The organism is Archangium violaceum Cb vi76 (assembly GCF_000733295.1).
Taxonomy (GTDB): Bacteria; Myxococcota; Myxococcia; order Myxococcales; family Myxococcaceae; genus Archangium; species Archangium violaceum.
This window is the reverse complement of sequence record NZ_JPMI01000012.1, coordinates 1-1,025: the sequence shown is the minus strand read 5'-3', so window position 1 is coordinate 1,025 and position 1,025 is coordinate 1. Positions and strand designations below refer to the sequence as shown.

The 1,025-nt window shown below is 65.9% G+C and carries 1 protein-coding gene; it reads left to right on the top strand.

The window, feature by feature from the left end; all coding sequences use genetic code 11:
- On the top strand, positions 1-744 hold a 744-nt coding region (locus Q664_RS02905; RefSeq protein ID WP_152621876.1), incomplete at its 5' end, for an ISL3 family transposase.
- Positions 745-1,025 lie beyond the last annotated feature (281 nt).

The following is a 1,025-nucleotide window of genomic DNA, read 5'->3' as shown; positions in this document are numbered from 1 at the left end:
GCCGGGCACCAGTACGTGAGTCTGGTGGTGGACCACCTGCGCTCGCGAGTCGTCTGGGTGGCGGAGGGGAAGAACGAAGAGACGCTCAACGGCTTCTTCGACGAGCTGGGAGAGGAGAGGACGAAGGAGTTGACGCACGCGACGATGGACCTGTCGGCGGCCTTCAGCAAGGCGGTGGGCAACCGGGCTCCACACGTGCGCAAGGTGTTCGACCGGTTCCACGTGCAGAAGCTGGCGAACGAAGCGCTGGACACGGTGCGCCGGCAAGAGGTGCGCGAGCAGGCGGGGAGCCCGGAGGGCAAGGCGCTCAAACACAGCCGCTGGGCGCTGCTGAAGAATCCGTGGAACCTGACGGTGCGCCAGGAAGAGAAGCTCAGCCAGTTGAAGAAGACGAACCAGACGCTCTACCGGGCCTATCTGCTCAAGGAGAGCCTGGCCCGGGGCATGGACTACGTGCAGCCCACGCGGGCCTCGAAGCACCTGGACGAGTGGTGCCAATGGGCCAGCCGCTCCAGGCTCGCCCCCTTCGCGAAGCTGGCGAAGACAGTCCAGCGGCACAAGGACGGCATTCTCGCCTACGTGGAGACGGGGCTGAGCAACGGAGTGGTGGAGGGAATCAACAACAAGATTCGAGCCCTCATCCGCCGCGCCTATGGCTTCCGCAATCCCAAGGCACTCCGGGCGATGATACTGCTGTGCTGCGGGGGCATGGAGTTCACTCCGCCCCTGCCAGTAGCGGCGTAGCCCTTCGCAGCAGAAGCAGGCAACTGGGGCCTAGCCCCGGAGCGCCGACAGATTCGACTGCAACCCGGCGAGCAGAGCAGCGGAGCCAGGCGCTCTGTCATGCACAGCCGCGGCTTTCTGGCACTCCAGGTCGTGCCCCTGTCTCATTCATGCCTCGAGCTCTCGCGGGGACTTGCGTCCCATGGCCATCGCTCGGCTCCGCACACCCTTGAACCCCATGTCCTCCCCATGCGCACGGCCTCTGGTCCTCGGCCCTGCCCACTCGGCGTACCGAAGACCCC